Below are 12,835 nucleotides of genomic sequence, written 5' to 3'. Positions count from 1 at the left end.
CTCCCCCGCGCGCGGGAGAGGTCATCATTTTCATCGTGATGGAGCGATTACCAGGACGGGATAACCGTGCCGTTATACTTCTCCAGAATGAAGGCCTTCACTTCCGGGCTGTGGTAGGATTCCACCAGCGTCTTCACCCAGGGCTTGTCCTTGTCCTGCGTGCGAACGGCGATGACGTTCGCGTAAGGGGACTTTTCGCTTTCGATGGCGATGGAGTCCTTCTTCGGGTTCAGGCCGGCTGCCGTGGCATAGTTGGTGTTGATGACCGAAGCGTCGGTATCGTCAAGCGAGCGCGGCAGCTGTGCGGCGTCGAGTTCGACGATCTGGATGTTCTTCGGGTTTTCGGTGATGTCGGCAGGCGTTACCTTGAGGCCAGCTTCTTCCTTGACCTTGATCAGGCCCTTGGAGGCAAGAACCAGAAGGGCGCGGCCGCCATTGGTGGGATCGTTCGGAATACCGACCGTCGCGCCATCCTTCAGCTCGTCAAGGCTCTTCACCTTCTTCGAATAAACGCCCATCGGGGTGGTGATGGTGGTGCCGACGCTGACGAGATCGAACTTGCGGTCAGCGATCTGGTTGTCGAGGTACGGCTGGTGCTGGAAGGAGTTGGCCTGCAGCTCGCCGTCGTTCAGCGCCTGGTTCGGCACGACATAATCGGAGAACTCGACGATATCGATATCGAGGCCCTTGGCGGCCGCGATCTTCTTCACCTGTTCCATGATCTGCGCGTGTTCGGCGGGGGTGACGCCGATCTTGATCGTCTCGGCCAACGCCTGACCGGCAGTGAAGAGAGCGGCGAGCGATGCCGCGAGGATGAGTTTCTTCATGGGTGTCTCCTTGGGTTGTTATTATGAACGCAGTTAATTCTTCCGTGTACGCTTGTCGAAGCTGCGCGCCAGCCGGTCGCCGGCGCTCTGCACCAGCTGCACCAGCACGATCAGCACCAGAACCACGGCCAGCATCACGTCTGGCATGAAGCGCTGGTAACCGTAGCGGATGCCGAGATCGCCCAGCCCGCCGCCGCCAACCGCGCCCACCATGGCCGAATAACCGATGAGGCTGACCAGCGTGAGCGTGAGCGCCAGCGTGATGCCGGGCTTCGCCTCAGCCAGCAGAACCTTGGTGACGATCTGCAGCGGGGTCGCGCCCATGGCGCGGGCGGCCTCGATCAGACCCTTGTCCACCTCACGGATCGCCGCCTCCACCAGCCTGGCGATGAAGGGCACGGTCGCAACCGTCAGCGGCACGATAGCGGCGCTGGTGCCGATCGATGTGCCGGCCACGAGACGGGTGAAGGGAATGATCGCCACGACAAGAATGATGAAGGGCGTGGAGCGCGCCGCATTCACGATGAGGCCGAGGATGCGGTTGGTCATGGGCGCGGGAAACAGTTCGCCCTTGCCGCTGGTGGCGAGGAAAACGCCCATCGGCACGCCGATGATGGACCCAACGATGCCGGAAACAGCAACCATGTGAAGGGTTTGCAACAGCCCTTTCAGCAGAAGGTTGAAGATCATATCAGGCGGCATAACCGAGCTCCTCCGTGTGAAGACCGGTTTCAGCATAAAAGCGATCGGCGCGCGCCGTAACCTCAGCCGAGGCCGGATAGGAGACGACAAGCGAACCGAAGGGCTCGCCGGAAATTTCCTCGATGGTGCCGGCGAGGATGTTCACATCGGCGCCGATTTCGGCGACGAGACGGGCCGTCAGCGGCTGGAAGGCCGTTTCGCCGAAGAACACCAGACGCACCAGAACACGATCGCCTTCCGCTGCCTGCGGCTTGAGACCAGAGGTAACCCAGTGCGGCAGCTTCACGCCGACAGAGGAGGACAGCAGGCTGCGGGTGGTCTCGTGTTTCGGCGCCGTGAAGATATCGAAGGTGCTGCCTTGCTCAACGATCAGTCCCCTGTCGATGACGGCCACCTGCGACGCGATGGTCTTTACCACTTCCATCTCATGGGTGATGAGCAGCACGGTCAGACCGAGTTCAGCATTGATGCGCTTCAGCAGTTCGAGAATGGATTGTGTCGTTTCCGGATCGAGCGCAGACGTTGCTTCGTCGGAAAGCAGCAGCTTCGGCTGGGTGGCGAGCGCACGGGCAATGCCGACACGCTGCTTCTGGCCGCCGGAAAGTTCCGCCGGATAACGCTTTGCCTTATCGGACAGGCCAACAAGATCGAGCAGCGGCGCAACCCGGGTCTCGATATCCTTCTTGCCCATGCCTGATATTTCGAGCGGCAGCGCGACATTGTCGAAGGCTGTGCGCGAGGACAGGAGATTGAAGTGCTGGAAGATCATGCCGACGGAACGACGCAGCGTGCGCAGGCTCTTTTCATCGAGCGCCGCAACATCGACGCCATCGACGATCACACGACCGGTCGAAGGCTTTTCGAGGCCGTTGGCGAGGCGGATGAGCGTGGACTTGCCGGCACCGGAACGACCGATGATGCCGGTGATGGAGCCTTTCGGCACGGCGTAATCGATACCGGCTAGGGCTGCGAAGCCGGGCTTGCCGCCCGTGCCGCCAAAGGTCTTGGTCACGCCTTCGAACGTGACCATCGGCTCCTTTGCCGCCCCTTCAGGGACCGCCTGTTCTTGGCGCGCGGGCGAGGCCGCACTGGATGGAAAACTCATTGTGAACTCTGGGAATGCGTGACGGATCGGGTCTCAAAAAATCCTGTTGCGGTGCTGAACCGCTCTCTTCATGCAGCCTTCGGGCACATTCGATGACAGCTGATTTTCCGGGTCATTTCGTCAGGCTTTCACTCAGAAATGCCGGGGATCGGCAATTCGATGGCGCATACTTGCCCGCACACGCCACCTTTTAACAGGGATGTTTTTTCAATTATCTGAAAAGAGAGGAAAAATCTACCGCAAAGCCGCGTGTGCAGCCCTGCGGTAGTCAAGATTTTGCGAGTACCTTGAATCAGACGCGGCTGACGAATTCTTCAGCGGGACGGCGCACCTTCTTCAGGTTCACCAGCCAGTCGCCTTCCGGCTGGCGATAACCGAGCGGCAGGATGGTGACGGAGCGCAGGCCCTTCTCACGCAGGCCAAGGATTTCATCGAGCTTGGCAGGATCGAAACCTTCCATCGGAGTGGAATCCACACCCTCAAAGGCGGCCTGCGCCACAGCCATGCCGAACCCGATATAGGCCTGACGGGCGGCGTGCTCGAAATTCACCTGCTGATCGCGCTGCGGATAGGTGTTAAGCAGCATCTGGCGATAGGCTTCCCAGCCTTCATTCTTGATGCCGCGCTCTTCATTGACCAGATCGAACATATGGTTGATCCGCTCTTCGGTGTAATTATCCCACGCCGCAAAGACCAGCAGATGCGAGCCTTCGGTCACCTGCGCCTGGTTCCAGGCAATCTCGCGGATTTTGGCGCGCACTTCCGGATCGGTGACGACGATGACTTCAAAGGGCTGAAGACCGCTGGAGGTGGGCGCCAGCCGCGCTGCCTCGACAATGCGCTCAACCTTGTCTTCGGACACCGTCTTGGAAGGGTCCATTTTCTTGGTGGCATAACGCCAGTTAAGTTTTTCGATAAGCATGTTCGTTTTCCCTGGGAGGACCAGCCCGCCCTGCCCCTTGACGGCAGGATGGGCGCTACGCTTCGTAGCCCGTCTCACATAGGAGCCGGGACGGCAGGCGCAAGCAGGCACCGTGGGGTAACCGACAAAAAAGTTTGGAAAACTGATAATAAGGGGAGAGAACTTTATTGCGGACAGGCTTCGTGCCCTCGCCCGTCAAGAGTCGACGTTGAATTTTACGCATCAGCCGGCCTCCCCACCCTCATTCCTGTGCTTGTCACAGGAATTTAGCCCACACGCGTCCGCGTGGCGGAGAGACTCCCCTCAGCCCAAGGACTTGGGCTGGCTAGATCCCTGTGACAAGCACAGGGATAAGGGGAAAAAACCTCACCCCTTGGCAACCCCATGGTTCCCCTTCGGGAAACCCGAAGCCAGCGCGCTGTACCACTTGCCGCTATTCTTCACCGTCCGCACCTGGGTCTCATAATCCACATGCACGAGCCCGAAACGCATGCGGTAACCCTCGGCCCATTCGAAATTATCCATCAGGCTCCAGGCGAAATAACCGCGCATCGGGTAACCGTCACGGATGAGATCGGCGACGATGCCGAGGTGTTCGGCGTAATAATCGAGACGCGGCTGGTCATTCACCTCGCCGTTTTCGACGCCCATATTATAGCAGGCGCCGTTTTCGGTGATGTAGCACTCCGGCAGATCGTAACGCCTGTAGAGCGTCTCAACCAACGACTTCAGCGCCGGAGCGTAAACCTCCCAGCCGATATCGGTCTTCACATCGCTGACCGCCGGTGCGGGCATAGTCGCGGGGAATTCCGCGCCCGGTGTCGCGTCGTCGGCAACGCGCATCGGCGTGTAATAATTCAGGCCCCACCAGTCGAGCTTCTGGCTGATGATGCCGAGGTCTTCCGCCTCCACGACGGGCATACGATCACCCAGCGCCTCCATCATCTCGGCGGGATATTTGCCTTTGAAGACCGGGTCAAAGAACGCGCCATTGTGGAACTGGAAGGCCCGCTCGGCCGCCTTCAGATCAGCCTCGCCATCGGAAGCGGGAATGACGGAATGGGCGTTCAATACCAGCCCCACCGGCACTTTCGGCGCGACGTGGCGGGAAGCTTCCACGCCGAAACCGTGGGCGAGGTTGATATGGTGCATGGCGGCAAGCGCGGCCTCCATGTTGCGCTCGCCCGGCGCGTGGACGCCGTAGAGATGGCTGAGCCACACCGCGCACCATGGTTCGTTGAAGGTCGCCACCGCATCCAGCCGGTCGCCGAGGCGGGCCATGACGGTCTTGGCGTAACGCTGGAAGGCATGTGCCGTGGAGCGGGAAGACCAGCCGCCATCCCCCATCAGGGTCAGCGGCAGATCCCAATGGTACAGCGTCGCATAGGTCTTGATCCCGCGTGCCTTGCAGCCATCAACGAGACGGTCGTAGAAATCCAGACCCTTCTCGTTGATCGGCCCGAAACCATCGGGAATGATGCGCGGCCAGGCGATCGAGAAACGATAGGCCTCCACCCCCATCTCCTTGATGAGATCGAGGTCTTCCTCCCAGCGATTGTAATGATCGCAGGCGATATCGCCATTGTGACGCCCGAAGACATGGCCCGGCATATTGCAGAAGGCATCCCAGATGGAGGGCTTGCGGCCATCCGCCTTGGTGGAACCTTCGATCTGGAACGAGGCAGTTGCAACGCCAAACAGGAAATCGCCGGGGAAACGGGCTGCGAGCGTTTTGGGATCGGTCATCGGAGAGTCCATCGGATGTGAAAAGATCAGCAGCGGTTTAGACCATGTCGCCTGCGAGGTACAGTCGGGCTCGGCGGAATCTACAACGTTTCAGGATGCGCGGTGAACAGGCCCAAAGCGCTTTGCATGCGCAAACGTCGCCGCGGCGCTCGGCCGGCGGCGTGGAAGGCAGGCCCGGTGAATGCGGGTGGAACAGGTATTGGTGGAAGTATTTGCATGCACCGGGCCGCATTATAGAGACCATGATCATGGCCTCTCGCTTACAGCCTTTTCACGACATCTATCCGATCAGCCCTTCCCGCCTCTGGCCGTGCGGGACGCCTCTCCGAAACACGGTCTACCAGAACCATGCTTGTCGATGCCGGCAGCCGGTTCGCAAAAGGCGCCGCGCGTATCGCCCTTCCGTTCCGGTTGCGGGAGGAATGATGCAGCCAAAGAGGGTGATGGGGATGGAAGAGGAAGGATTTTTTTGGAAGTGACTGAAAAGGATGGAGGGGTGGCGCGGAGTTGTCCTCGCCTTTAAATGCCTGCCGGAGAGCGAGCCACCGGATCAGGCGTTTCAACCTTCTTCCTCCGACTGTGGAATGGTATCTGCAGCATCAGGGCCGAAGACGGCATGAGCGGCATCCCGCATATTCGACGTCATCCTCGGGCTCGTCCCGAGGATCCAACCACCTCTCAATCAATTGAGACGTTGCAGATGCTCGGGACAGGCCCGAGCATGACGGAAGCAAGGTCTTGCAGCTTAAACGAGCCTATGGATGGGGGGAGGTTCCCCCATCCACCATCTTTGAACAAACCAACCGTCAAACGTAACGATTGACCACGTTTTCGAGATATTCCTGACGACCCGATTTTGGCTCAGGATTGATATCCTCGCGCTCGACCAATGCCGCAATCTCGTCGAGCTTCAGCTCGCCGCGCAGCATCTTCTGGGCTTCCGGCGAATCCCACTTGGCGTAGCGCTCCTTGAGTGGCTTCGACAATGCGCCGTCCTCGATCATCTTCGCCGCCGCCTTGAGGCCACGGGCGCAGCAATCCATGCCACCGATATGGCCGATCAGCAGGTCCTGCGGATCGAGCGACTGGCGACGCAGCTTGGAATCGAAGTTGGTACCGCCATTCTTGAAACCGCCGCCGGCGAGCACATGGTAATAGGCCAGCGCCATTTCCGGCACGTTGTTGGGGAACTGGTCCGTATCCCAGCCGGACTGGTAATCGTTGCGGTTCATGTCGATGGAGCCGAAAATGCCGAAGGCGTTGGCCATGGCAAGCTCGTGCTCGAAAGAGTGGCCGGCGAGGATGGCGTGGCCCTGCTCGATATTGACCTTCACTTCCTTGTCGAGACCGTTCTTCTGCAGGAAGGCATAAACGGTGGCGACGTCATAGTCGTACTGGTGCTTGGTCGGCTCCTGCGGCTTCGGCTCGATAAGGATCGTGCCTTCAAAACCGATCTTGTATTTGTATTCCACCACCAGATTGAGGAAGCGGCCGAGCTGGTCGAGCTCGCGCGACAGATCGGTGTTGAGCAGGGTTTCGTAGCCTTCGCGGCCGCCCCACAGAACGTAGTTCGCGCCGCCGAGCTTCTTGGTGGCGTCCATGCAGGTCTTCACCGTTGCGGCGGAGAAAGCGAAGACGTCAGGATCGGGATTGGTCGCGGCACCCGACATGAAGCGGCGGTTGGAGAAGAGGTTGGCCGTGCCCCAAAGGAGCTTCACGCCGGTATCGGCCTGCTTCTGCGCGAAATAATCAACGATCTCGTTGAGGTTCTTGGTGTTTTCAGCGAAGTTCTTGCCTTCCGGCCGTACGTCGGCATCGTGGAAGCAGTAGAACGGCGAACCCAGCAGCGAAAAGAATTCGAACGCCACGTCGGCCTTCAGTTTCGCGGCCTGCATGCTGTCTTCAAACCATGGACGCTCGAACGTCTGGCCGCCGAAGGGGTCACCGCCCGGCCAGGTAAAGGTGTGCCAGTAGGCCACGGCAAAACGCAGATGGTCTTCCATGCGCTTGCCGGCAACGATTTCGTTGGGGTTGTAATGGCGGAAGGCCAGCGGGTTGGTGCTGTCGGGGCCTTCATATTTGATCTTGGCGATATCGCCGAAGAAGCCTGTGCTCATTGGGTGGTTCCTCCTTGGTGGGTTAGGTTTAATTGATGGAGGGTGTGGCTACCCCCCTCTGTCCTGCCGGACATCTCCCCCTCAAGGGGGGAGATCGACTCGTGGTTAGGTGTCCACCTCTTGCGAGGCTGGAGATGAAGCGAAGTGTCCGCCGCTTGCCGATCTCCCCCCTTGAGGGGGAGATGTCCGGCAGGGCAGAGGGGGGTGAAGCCGCACCCTCAACACCTCAATGCGATAGCGCCCGAATGGCCGGATAAACCGCGTGATACCGCCGGTAAGCCTCCTCATAGGCATCGGCCAGATCAGCCACCGGCTCAATCGTCCGCGCCGTCTCCGGCTGCGAGCACACCGCCACCGGATCAGCTCCGGTCGCAGCAATCAGGCCGAGACGCGCGGCACCGAAGGCCGCACCGAAATCGCCCTCGGCGGGAATATCCACTGGCACACCAAGCGACGTAGCAATCGACGCCAGCCAATAGGCCGAACGCGAGCCGCCGCCGATGGCGGTGACACGAGAGATCGAGGTGCCGGCGGATTTCAGGGCTTCGAGATTGTCCCTGATCGCGAAGGTCACGCCCTCAAGCACGGCCTGCGTCAGCGCCTTGCGGTCGCTTTCATGCGAAAGGCCGATGAAGGAGCCGCGGATGGCAGCATCATTGTGCGGTGTGCGCTCGCCGGAAAGGTAGGGTGCAAAGGTGACACCCGTGGGGGCAAGCAGCGTGTGGCCGAGTTCGCCGGTCAGATCGGCGCCGGATTGGCCTGTCAGCCGCGAATACCAGTTCAGCGCATCCGTGGCGGAGAGAATGACGCCCATCTGGTGCCAGGTATTGGGCAACGCGTGGCAGAAAGCATGAACTGCGCTTTCCGGCTTCGGCAGATAAGAGGCATTGGCGGCAAAAAGCACGCCAGAGGTTCCGAGCGACACGAAGGCATGACCTTCCTTCACCGTGCCCATGCCGCAGGCCGAGGCGGCATTGTCGCCCGCTCCGCCGGCAACCACGGCCCGGCCGGAAATGCCCCATTCGGAGGCAAGCTCGGCGCGCAGAACGCCCGCCTCATCCGTGCCTTCCACCAGAGACGGCATGTGTTTTTCATCGAGCCCGGTGACGGCGAGAAGTTCGGATGACCATTTGCGCGCGCCGGTATCGAGCCAGGAGGTGCCGGCGGAATCGGACATTTCCGAGATATACTCACCGGTCAGCCACAGCCGCAGATAATCCTTCGGCAGCAATACCTTGGCGACTTTTGCGAAGACTTGAGGTTCGTTCTTTGCCACCCAGGCGAGCTTCGGCGCGGTGAAGCCAGGGAAGACGATATTGCCGGTTATCTTGCGGAAGCGCGGATCAGCGTCGAGTGCGGCTGCTTCGGCATGGGAGCGGGTGTCATTCCAGAGAATGCAGGGGCGCAGCACCTTGCCATCGGCATCGACAAGTGTGGCGCCGTGCATCTGGCCGGAAAGGCCGATGCCCTTCACCGCGGCAAGCTCTTTCGGAAACTTCTGCTTCAGGCCGGCAACTGCGGTTTTCGTCGCGGCGATCCAGTCCGCCGGGTCCTGTTCCGACCAGCCATGATGCGGGCGCGAGACATCCAGCGAGCCGTTGGCCGAGCCGATGATTTTCTGATCGCCGTCCATCAGCAGGGCTTTGACGCCTGAAGTGCCAAGATCGAGACCGAGATACATGTATTTCTCCATTCCGGCGCGCCATGCGCCAAAGTTCATGCGGTTTTTTAAAGCCGCCGCCAGAGGGAAAACCGGCGGCCACTTTTCCTTCGGAAGAGTTTCTTCAGGGAAGATTGTCCCTGAGGAAGATATCGATACGAATACGTTCCTGCGCGGCGATGACGGGCAGACCATCGGCGCGCGCCTTCAGGACGCGGATGGCGCTGCGCACCTCGTGACCCGCGTCCTGGTTGAGCACGGCATCCAGCAGCCCTTGCCGTAGCGCATTGGCGGTGGTTTCGGTGAGCTCATGGGCAATGACCGAAAGCGGTCTTTCGTCATCTACCGCCCCAAGCGCGCGGATGAGACCTCGATTACCGGCACCGAGACTGTAAATGCCGGCGAGGGTTGCATTGCCGAGCGCCTCGCGCACCAGCGCCTCGACGGTCACCGGATCGTCCCTGCCCTCCAGCACCGGCAGCAGCCGCGCCTGGGGAAACTCTGCCTCGATGACGGCGCGAAACCCTTCCAGACGCTCGCGGTGGTCCCGCACCAGCATGGAGCCGGCCACAACGGCGACATCGCCGCCGCGCCCGGAAAGAAAACGTCCCATCAGGCTCGCCGCCGTGCGGCCGGCGGCGACGTTGTCCACGCCGGCATAATGGTCGCGCCTCGAACCCGAGAGGTCCGACACCAGCGTCACCGTGGCGATGCCGTCTTCCGCCAGCCGGTCGGCGGCCTCCGCCACATCCTCGGAATCGGTGGCGACGAAGGCCACCCCGGATGGTTTTTCCCGGCGCGCGACTTCCAGAGCCTCGGTCAGAGCCGCAGCATTAAACGGCGGCACCTCGATGACGCGGATCGCCGTCCGCTCCAGATGCGAGCGGCTGGCCGCAGCCCGCACCTCGGCGCGCAGCGTCGCCATGAAGGAATTGTCGTTGTCGGGCAGGATGAAGATCATCGAGTAATTGCGCCCCTTGGCCAGATTGGCGGCGGCGATGTCGCGCACGTAACCCAGTTCGGCAATGGCCGCTTCCACCCGCGCCCGCGTTGCGGCATGCACGCCGGGGCGCATGTTCAGCACCCGGTCGATGGTGGCGAGGCTGACGCCCGCCCGCTCGGCGATATCGTGAACTGTCGGCTTCATGGCTCCTCCCGCCTCCTGCATATCCAGCTTTGCCGCCGCCGTAAATCGAAAAATGATGTACGTACCTCATAATTCATCAAATGGTTGCGGAATATCAATCCCGGCATTGGCTGAGGCTAATAGAGGGTCCGGCGGTAGTCCTGCTCCAGCTGCTCATCCATCTTCCGCAGGTCATCCCCATTTGTCGGAGTGCGCGACGTTTCATCCAAGATGATCTTGATAAGCGAGGGCATTTCCGACCGGGACTGGTGATGCGCGGGATCCCACAGGTGGGAACGCCGGAACGCCTTGGCGCAATGCATAAAGACCTCATCCACCTTCAAGACGATGGCAAGTTTGGGGATACGATCCGCAACGCTCATCAGCTTCAGTAGTTCTGGATCGGTGCTCAGTGTCGCTCGCCCGTTCACCCGCAGGGTGTCGTCGAAACCGGGGCACGATAAACAAGAGACCGACAATGGGGTTGGCGATGATATTGCTGAGCGTATCAAGGCGATTGTTGCCCGGCCGGTCCGGGATCGCCAGCGTGCGCGCGTCGAGAACCTTTACAAAGCCCGGCGGATCGCCGCGGGGGCTGACATCGGCCTTTCCCTCAAGGTTTTGGGTGCCGATGCAGAGAAAGGGCGAACGCCGAATGAATTCCTGCGCATGTTCGCCGAGCCTGTCCTGACACTTCTGTAGCGCAAGGGCATGTGTCGGCTCGAACAGGCCGCGAAGCGACTGCTCATCCGTGATTGCGAAGTCTGGATTGAGTTCCAAGGCCGCCATGATCTCCCCCTCTGAACCGCCCTGCCCAAGGGGCCACAATCCCGGTCAGCCGTCCTCCCGGCCCCGTTTTCGCTCCCCTTGCGCCTTTGAGGTACGTACCTCATAAATTGATATACATGGCTTGCCCGCTGCGATCAACAGTTGAAATCTGGCAACAGGCGAAATGGGGATTTTGGCCGGATATAAAAAAGGGGCCGTCATTTCCGACGGCCCCAGCTCTGCGGTGGATGGGAGGGGATTGTTATCAGTGCGCCGCGTCTGGCGGCGGCGCTGCCTTGGGTTTCTGGATCAGGATCGTCATGAAGATCAGGCTGGAAAACAGCAGCGTCAGCGCGAAGAACACATCGGCGAAGGCTAGAATCCATGCCTGCTGCGAGACCATGCCAACCATTTTCTTGACCGCGACGGATGCGCCGTCCAGCCCGTAGGAATCATAGTTGGCGCCGACACTGTTCAGCCATTCCAGCGCCTTGGGGTTGGAATAGCTGATATGTTCGGCCAGACGCACATAATGGTCGTCCGTGCGCTGCGACAGCATGGTGTTGATGACGGCAAGACCAACGGCGCCGCCGAGGTTACGCGTGAGGTTGAACAGGCCGGAGGCGTTGCGGATACGGGCGGGCGGCAGGGTGCCGAGCGCGATGTTGTTGATCGGCACCATGCACATCATCAGGCCGAAACCGCGCAGGATCTGCGGGATCAGCAGCTCGTAGAAATCCCAGTCGGTCGTCACATGCGTCATGATCCAGGTGCCGCAGCCGAAGCTGATGAAGCCGATGGCCATCATCGCCCGCGGATCGAGCTTGGTGGAGACCTTGCCGGCAATCGGCGCGGTGAAGAACATCGCAAGGCCGGACACGAACATGGTCTCGCCGATCATCAGCGCGTCATATCCCCTCACCCGGCCGAGATAGAGCGGGTAGAGATAGGTCAACCCGTAAAGCCCGATGCCCATGACGAAGGAGAACAGCGAGCCGATGGAGAAGTTGCGGTCCGCAAAGGCGCGGATATCAACCACGGGGAACTCTACCTTGAAGGCGCGCCAGAAAAAGACGACCGCGCCGATAACCATGGCGACCGTTCCCATGACGATGTGCTCGTCGTTAAACCAGTCCTTGTTGTTACCCTCTTCCAGCACATATTCCAGCGAGCCGAGGAAGACGGCCATGGAGATGAGCCCCCACCAATCGAACTTCTTCCAGAGCGACCGCTCCGGCTTGTCGAAATCGATCAGGCTCCATGTCAGGATGGTGACGATGATGCCGGGGATGATGTTGACGAGGAACAGCCAGTGCCAGGAAAAGGCGTTGGAAAGATAACCGCCGACCGTCGGGCCGATGGTGGGCGCAAGCGTGGCGACGAGACCGATGATCGGCGACACGACAGAACGCTTCGACGGCGGGAAGATGGTAAAGGCGGCCGCAAAGACCGACGGGATCATGCCGCCGCCGATAAAGCCCTGGATCGCGCGGTAAACGATCATCTGGTCGATATTGGTGGCAGTGGCGCAAAGCGCGCTCGAGATGGTGAAGCCCGCAGCACAGGTGGCGAAGAGCACGCGCGTGGAGAGGATGCGCGCCAGCGTGCCCGATAGCGGGATCATAATGACTTCCGCGATCAGATAGGACGTCTGCACCCAGGCGATCTCATCCGAGCCGGCGCCGAGGCCGGCCTGGATTTCCGCAAGCGAGGCGGAAACGATCTGAATGTCGAGAATGGACATGAACATGCCGAAGACCATCGCGAAGAATGCGATGAGCCTGCGCCTGTCCATCGGAGGATCGGCGGGGATGGACGCCCCGCCCGTACCGACAACCGTAGCCGCCATGATCTTGCCCTCA

General features: G+C 60.5%; 10 protein-coding genes. All 10 read right to left on the bottom strand.

What is annotated here, in order from left to right:
- Positions 1 to 47 precede the first annotated feature (47 nt).
- The 10 genes from EGT36_RS25840 to EGT36_RS25780 all read right to left on the bottom strand — a co-directional run bounded on the left by EGT36_RS25840 (position 48) and on the right by EGT36_RS25780 (position 12,822).
- Complete coding sequence (locus EGT36_RS25840; protein ID WP_006699526.1) at positions 48 to 827, bottom strand: MetQ/NlpA family ABC transporter substrate-binding protein; 780 nt, start codon at positions 825 to 827, stop codon at positions 48 to 50.
- 33 nt (positions 828 to 860) lie between these two features.
- Positions 861 to 1,529 carry a methionine ABC transporter permease gene (locus EGT36_RS25835; RefSeq protein WP_125271329.1) on the bottom strand — a complete coding sequence of 223 codons (669 nt, stop codon included), beginning with the start codon at positions 1,527 to 1,529 and terminating at the stop codon, positions 861 to 863.
- Entirely contained in the window at positions 1,519 to 2,559 is a 1,041-nt protein-coding gene (locus EGT36_RS25830; RefSeq protein ID WP_125271456.1) for a methionine ABC transporter ATP-binding protein, read from the bottom strand. Before EGT36_RS25830 ends, EGT36_RS25835 begins: the two co-directional genes overlap by 11 nt.
- A gap of 367 nt (positions 2,560 to 2,926) precedes the next feature.
- A complete protein-coding gene (locus EGT36_RS25825; RefSeq protein ID WP_004445205.1) occupies positions 2,927 to 3,556 on the bottom strand; it encodes an NAD(P)H-dependent oxidoreductase in 630 nt (209 codons plus the stop codon).
- 366 nt (positions 3,557 to 3,922) lie between these two features.
- Positions 3,923 to 5,302, bottom strand: coding sequence for a GH1 family beta-glucosidase (locus tag EGT36_RS25815; protein ID WP_125271327.1), 1,380 nt, complete (start codon positions 5,300 to 5,302; stop codon positions 3,923 to 3,925).
- Between the two features lie 806 nt (positions 5,303 to 6,108).
- Complete coding sequence (gene xylA, locus EGT36_RS25805) at positions 6,109 to 7,419, bottom strand: xylose isomerase (RefSeq protein WP_125271326.1); 1,311 nt, start codon at positions 7,417 to 7,419, stop codon at positions 6,109 to 6,111.
- A gap of 226 nt (positions 7,420 to 7,645) precedes the next feature.
- Complete coding sequence (xylB, locus tag EGT36_RS25795; protein WP_125271455.1) at positions 7,646 to 9,100, bottom strand: xylulokinase; 1,455 nt, start codon at positions 9,098 to 9,100, stop codon at positions 7,646 to 7,648.
- 103 nt (positions 9,101 to 9,203) lie between these two features.
- Positions 9,204 to 10,226: a LacI family DNA-binding transcriptional regulator gene (locus EGT36_RS25790; protein ID WP_125271324.1), complete on the bottom strand. Its 1,023-nt coding sequence runs from the start codon at positions 10,224 to 10,226 to the stop codon at positions 9,204 to 9,206.
- A gap of 309 nt (positions 10,227 to 10,535) precedes the next feature.
- A complete protein-coding gene (locus EGT36_RS25785) occupies positions 10,536 to 10,994 on the bottom strand; it encodes a pyridoxamine 5'-phosphate oxidase family protein (RefSeq protein ID WP_479829395.1) in 459 nt (152 codons plus the stop codon).
- Between the two features lie 244 nt (positions 10,995 to 11,238).
- On the bottom strand, positions 11,239 to 12,822 hold the full coding sequence (locus EGT36_RS25780) for a DHA2 family efflux MFS transporter permease subunit (RefSeq protein WP_077986917.1): 1,584 nt from the start codon (positions 12,820 to 12,822) through the stop codon (positions 11,239 to 11,241).
- Positions 12,823 to 12,835: the final 13 nt, after the last annotated feature.

Source organism: Agrobacterium sp. FDAARGOS_525 (genome assembly GCF_003938925.1).
Classification (GTDB): Bacteria; Pseudomonadota; Alphaproteobacteria; order Rhizobiales; family Rhizobiaceae; genus Agrobacterium; species Agrobacterium pusense.
The sequence above is the reverse complement of the archived record's forward strand: the minus strand, read 5'-3'. Positions and strand labels throughout refer to the sequence as shown.

Excerpts from the sequence above, each read along its gene's own strand:
- EGT36_RS25840 (WP_006699526.1), bottom strand. The coding sequence starts at position 827 with ATGAAGAAACTCATCCTCGCGGCATCGCTCGCCGCTCTCTTCACTGCC.
- EGT36_RS25835 (WP_125271329.1), bottom strand. The coding sequence starts at position 1,529 with ATGCCGCCTGATATGATCTTCAACCTTCTGCTGAAAGGGCTGTTGCAA.
- EGT36_RS25830 (WP_125271456.1), bottom strand. The coding sequence starts at position 2,559 with ATGGTCACGTTCGAAGGCGTGACCAAGACCTTTGGCGGCACGGGCGGC.
- EGT36_RS25825 (WP_004445205.1), bottom strand. The coding sequence starts at position 3,556 with ATGCTTATCGAAAAACTTAACTGGCGTTATGCCACCAAGAAAATGGAC.
- EGT36_RS25815 (WP_125271327.1), bottom strand. The coding sequence starts at position 5,302 with ATGACCGATCCCAAAACGCTCGCAGCCCGTTTCCCCGGCGATTTCCTG.
- xylA (WP_125271326.1), bottom strand. The coding sequence starts at position 7,419 with ATGAGCACAGGCTTCTTCGGCGATATCGCCAAGATCAAATATGAAGGC.
- xylB (WP_125271455.1), bottom strand. The coding sequence starts at position 9,100 with ATGTATCTCGGTCTCGATCTTGGCACTTCAGGCGTCAAAGCCCTGCTG.
- EGT36_RS25790 (WP_125271324.1), bottom strand. The coding sequence starts at position 10,226 with ATGAAGCCGACAGTTCACGATATCGCCGAGCGGGCGGGCGTCAGCCTC.
- EGT36_RS25785 (WP_479829395.1), bottom strand. The coding sequence starts at position 10,994 with ATGGCGGCCTTGGAACTCAATCCAGACTTCGCAATCACGGATGAGCAG.
- EGT36_RS25780 (WP_077986917.1), bottom strand. The coding sequence starts at position 12,822 with ATGGCGGCTACGGTTGTCGGTACGGGCGGGGCGTCCATCCCCGCCGAT.